Source organism: Flavobacterium sp. (assembly GCF_040402835.1).
In the GTDB taxonomy this organism is placed as follows: domain Bacteria; phylum Bacteroidota; class Bacteroidia; order Flavobacteriales; family Flavobacteriaceae; genus Flavobacterium.
Window position 1 is genome coordinate 1 of the sequence record NZ_JBBALW010000052.1, and the last position, 4,580, is coordinate 4,580.

The 4,580-nt window shown below is 31.7% G+C and carries 4 protein-coding genes; all 4 read right to left on the reverse strand.

Features of this window, described 5'->3' with window-relative positions; all coding sequences use genetic code 11:
• Positions 1 to 185: 185 nt before the first annotated feature.
• The 4 genes from AC9UEH_RS11395 to AC9UEH_RS11410 all read right to left on the reverse strand — a co-directional run bounded on the left by AC9UEH_RS11395 (position 186) and on the right by AC9UEH_RS11410 (position 4,433).
• Positions 186 to 1,115: a carboxypeptidase-like regulatory domain-containing protein gene (locus AC9UEH_RS11395; protein WP_509531961.1), complete on the reverse strand. Its 930-nt coding sequence runs from the start codon at positions 1,113 to 1,115 to the stop codon at positions 186 to 188.
• 23 nt (positions 1,116 to 1,138) lie between these two features.
• Positions 1,139 to 1,681, reverse strand: coding sequence for a hypothetical protein (locus AC9UEH_RS11400; protein ID WP_509531964.1), 543 nt, complete (start codon positions 1,679 to 1,681; stop codon positions 1,139 to 1,141).
• Positions 1,682 to 2,001: 320 nt separating this feature from the next.
• Positions 2,002 to 3,591, reverse strand: a complete 1,590-nt coding sequence (locus AC9UEH_RS11405; RefSeq protein WP_509531966.1) for a DNA cytosine methyltransferase — start codon at positions 3,589 to 3,591, stop codon at positions 2,002 to 2,004.
• Between the two features lie 5 nt (positions 3,592 to 3,596).
• Positions 3,597 to 4,433 carry a TdeIII family type II restriction endonuclease gene (locus AC9UEH_RS11410; RefSeq protein ID WP_509531969.1) on the reverse strand — a complete coding sequence of 279 codons (837 nt, stop codon included), beginning with the start codon at positions 4,431 to 4,433 and terminating at the stop codon, positions 3,597 to 3,599.
• Positions 4,434 to 4,580: the final 147 nt, after the last annotated feature.

The window sequence follows — 4,580 nt, forward strand, 5'->3', positions numbered from 1 at the left end:
GCATACTATAAAATGATATTTTTGGGAAAAGGAGCGTTTTTTCACAGCCTGACGTCTTGCCGCTTGGCGATGTGGCGGGTTAAGGAAGCCTAAACTTTCGGTTAATGACTAATTTTACAAATACAAAACCATCTTTAAATTAAGCCTAAACCCGCCATATTGCCAAACGGCGGTTGGCAGAAGATTTAATTTGATTTAGAGATTGTCATACCAAAAGATAAATTTCTATTTATTTTTGAATTTAAATTTTTTTCAAAAATATCATTGATTGGATTTAAATTTAGCTTCTTATCAAAGGTGTATTTTAAAAAGGTTTTAGCCGAATAATCATTAATAGTATTGTCTGTTAAAATGGGTCTAATTGATGATTTCTCTTTGGTTATATTTCCATTTTGGTCAATATCTCCAATCACTTCAATTCCAATGAATAACCCATTATTTGATAATTCAATATATTCATTATTTAAGTCTATTTCTATTTTTTCTTTTTTCGTTGCATCGATGATAAATACTTCACTCGAATAAATCTTATTTTTTATCTTTTCTTTTTTGGAATCATAAATATTAACTCTAAAAGCAGTTTTTATATTGTTATTATTTTCCTCATATTTTTTTTTCTCAAACTTGAAATCTAATTTTGTTATAGTAGAATAAGCGTTTTCAATATTTGGAGTTATCAATGTTATTATTTCTGATTTTGAGATTACTGGAAAACTACCAAAACTTGAGTTTTTTCTTGGGAAATCTACATATTTTATTGTTTTTTTTCCATTAGTTATTTTTACTTCTGTTAGTAATATAGCATTTGGCGACAAAATAATAGTATCTTTTACATCAGATGCTTTTACTTCATAATCAGTATAGGATATGTGGGAAAGTCTTAACGTATCTTTTGTGTTTCTATTTACTTCAAAAACACCATTTTCATTTGTATAAGTACCGTTATTTTTATTAAACTGAATGTTTACAAATGGAATAGGCTTATGATTTAATGAGTCTATTACAATAATACTTTGGGATTGCATATTATTTAAAAATAATAAAAATAATAGATATATAGGATTTTTCATTCTCTGTGTTAATTTAAATTTGATGCTTGCATTTTCAGCAAGCATCAAAAGATTATTTTATAAAAAGATTAGCATCCTACTATTTCGCAACCAGTATTTACCCATAATACATAATAGCAACAAGTTTTGTAGCAAGATCCATCTTCAAGTGAAAAACCACGGCCACACGAGGTACCCCAAAATTTCATAGCAGAAGCTGGGTTATTATTTATTTTCTCAATTTCTTTAATCAAGTCGATTTTCATAAACTTCTCAAAATTATTGTCTTTTTTTAAATTAACAATGTCAGTTTTGTTGTTTTTAAAATCAATTGCTTTTATTTCTTGAGTTTCTCTTAAATAATCTACGAAGTATACCATCTCATTATTTTCTTTATTAACAGCAACATAGCCACTAATCAGACCGCTTTTTTTGTTTAAAACTTCGGAAATAATAATATTTTGATTATTCGCTTTTGTTTCAATTGATTTTCCAAAATTGTAGCTTTCGGAATAATAATTGTCTAAAAATTGGTTTGCACTGCTTTTCACAAAGTCAATTGGATTAGCGAAAAACACACTTGTATTTAGCAATAAAGCTAAAATTAGAATTCTTGAAAATAAATTTTTCATAATAATCTTTTCTTCCCTTTTATATTAAGTGGAACACCACAGGACGATAACTTTAGGTACTATTTTACGTTTGTTAATGTACCGCCCTTTTGACATTAAATTTTTACTTTTTGCTCTCTTTTCGAATTTCCTTGAATGAATTCTATTGTATCTTCAAGCGAGTCGTCTGTTTAGCACGGTTTTCAAAATTTTCTGCCAACGGTTTGCAGCTACAAGAAGTTGGCGATTTCTACCTCAAATGTTCATACGAAGAACGAATGTTTGTTGAACCACAAAACTGTCATTCGAAGCACTGAACCGCCAATTTTTTGTAGGTGCTGTTATATGCTGGCCTTCTTCAATTGTTGGTTGTTCGTCAATTGTTCTTTATATGGGTTTGTTGGCATTGTTAAAACTCTTGTCGAGGTAGATATACTTTCAGTCATGTTGTCAAAAACACCTGTCTCGGCAATTGCTTTACCTAATATTTCTATTACTGGAACTGAAACGCTGTTACCTACTAATTTCATCCATCTTGCTCTGTTCTCTGGTAAAATATAGTCCTTTGGAAAACCTTGAATTAAACAAGCTTCTTCTTTCGTTATTCTACGATAATTTTCTTTTTTGTAAACCTTATTGATAAACAGTTTTCTATGCTCTTCTTCATTTTTTGCACTAATCATTTTTGTTGTTACATAATCGTTGGTGTCGCTTGCAACAAGTGTCGGAAAGATATTGGATGTTGGTAAAAAAATTCTGTTTACTCCATAAAGACCTGTGCTGATTTTAGTGTTTTTGAAATCATATCGCACTTCGTTTGAAGTGATTATTTCTTTTTCAATAAGCGTTGGTAATATTTTAGAAAGAGAGATTTTTTTTACTTTAAGTTCTCTGTTCATTTTCAACTTGTCAACCACCAAAAAGTCAGCATCACAATTGTTAATGATTATTTTTTCTTCGTCTGTTAAGTCTTTGACCTTATTTCGATTTATTACGAATGAATAATTCTCTTTTTTTAATATTTTCAATTCAACTAATTCGTCTAATTCGTTTTCGTTGATTGAATTGTCTAAACCTTTGAAATGTTTTAAAGACAAAGGGTTTCCGTCTAAATTTCCATAAACACTTTTTCGTCTATTTTTGAGTAATAAATAGCAAATTTTCTTTTGTCTTTCGGTCGTTTCGATAATGTCCCAAGAGTGTATTGTAGAATGTCCGTTGCGTAAATCATTGAAGAGGAAATAGTCGTTCAATCCGTTGCTGGTTGATAAACTCATACTTTTTTGAGTAATGATTTCTCCAAATAAATCTTTTGGCATTTCGCTTTCTGTTTCTATGATTTTTTCATTGAAGTCGGATAAAATGTCTGCCAATTTTATTTTTTTATCAAGTGGTTTTGGGAGTTTGAATTTGTCGGCAAATTCTTTGTCTCTAAAACCTACTATGTAAATTCTTATTCTGTTTTGTGGAACTCCATAGTCGAAAGAATTTAACACATAATAATTTGCAAAATAACCCGCTTCCTTTATTCTGTCTAAGATGTGGGTTAATGCTTTTTTGTTTCTCGGGTCTACTAAGCCTTTTACATTTTCAAAAATAAATGCGTCTGGTCGTGATTGATTTAATAAAAATATGGTGTCGTTCCAAAGTTGCCCTCTATCATCGTCAAAGCCTAAATTTCGTCCTGCAATTGACCAACTTTGACAAGGCACGCCAGCAGTTAAAAGGTTGTGTTTTGGTAGTTCTTTTATTTTGGTTATGTCGCCTAAATTTTTCTCAATTGGCTCGTTTGAATTTTTGCAATAAGTGTCAATTGCATCTTTGCTTATTTCGCTAAAATGCAAACATTCTCCACCATTGTTTTCAAGTGCCATTCTGAAACCACCAATACCAGAAAAAAGGTCAATAAATGTGAATTTTGAGTTTTCCATTTCGACTATTTTAGTAATGTTTGGTCAAAATTTTGAGGAGGCTCAATTTCTAAAAACTCACGGTAAATTCTTTCTTTATATTCCTTTCCAAGTTTGTTTACTTCGGTTATGAAAGTTTTGTAAGTGCCTTCACCTCCGATTAAATCCCAAAATTCGTTGCCAATTAAAACAGATTGGTCTTGGTGCATATTGAACCATCGCATTGGGAAAGTCCATTTGTAATCTTCTTTTTTGCCATAAGGATTGTAAACAAGTGCATAAAAAGCGTGGTCAACCTGTTTTGGTTGCATTGCCAATAATTTCAGCATTTTTTCTTTGCTTACTTTGGTTTGGTCGCTATTTGGAAGCGGTGCTTTTAACTCAAAAGCATATTTTGTATTTGTTTCTTCATTATGAATAAAAATGTCGCAAGTAACACTAACAGGAATTGGGTCGCCACCACCTTTTCTGATGTATTCAAGTTCTGTCGTCCAGTCGGGTTTTACTTTTTCTGCTCCTTTGCCGCTATGTTCAAGATTGTTTAGGACTTCTTGTATTCTTCTTAAACTTTCGCTTCCTACCACGCCATTAATGCTGTGTCCCATTGAACAATGTCCGTGATTTTCGGTTGCCACAACTTGGGCTAACTTTTCCCAAACACCACCAAATGGCGTTACAAATCTTCTTTCAAAATGTGAGCCTTTAAATATTTCGTCCGGAACTAATGCAGAGTAAAGCGGTTTGGAGGAATGGTGTTTTTCTTTTATAAATGGGTCGTTTACAAGGACGTTGTTCATTACCCTGTCCATCATAGTCGAAACTACGTTTTTTATTCCTTCCCCAACTCGTTTTTTCTTACTCATATTTAGTCAAATGTCTGTCTGCGAAGTTACGAAATTTATAGCTACAAATGTTAGTTTTTAGCTCGAATGTGTCGGGTGCGGTAGGCTTGCATATAACGTCAGACTGTGAAAAAACCCCACAATCTTCTCAACAAATATATCAAAAAG

Excerpts from the sequence above, each read along its gene's own strand:
- AC9UEH_RS11395 (WP_509531961.1), bottom strand. The coding sequence starts at position 1,115 with ATGCTTGCTGAAAATGCAAGCATCAAATTTAAATTAACACAGAGAATG.
- AC9UEH_RS11400 (WP_509531964.1), bottom strand. The coding sequence starts at position 1,681 with ATGAAAAATTTATTTTCAAGAATTCTAATTTTAGCTTTATTGCTAAAT.
- AC9UEH_RS11405 (WP_509531966.1), bottom strand. The coding sequence starts at position 3,591 with ATGGAAAACTCAAAATTCACATTTATTGACCTTTTTTCTGGTATTGGT.
- AC9UEH_RS11410 (WP_509531969.1), bottom strand. The coding sequence starts at position 4,433 with ATGAGTAAGAAAAAACGAGTTGGGGAAGGAATAAAAAACGTAGTTTCG.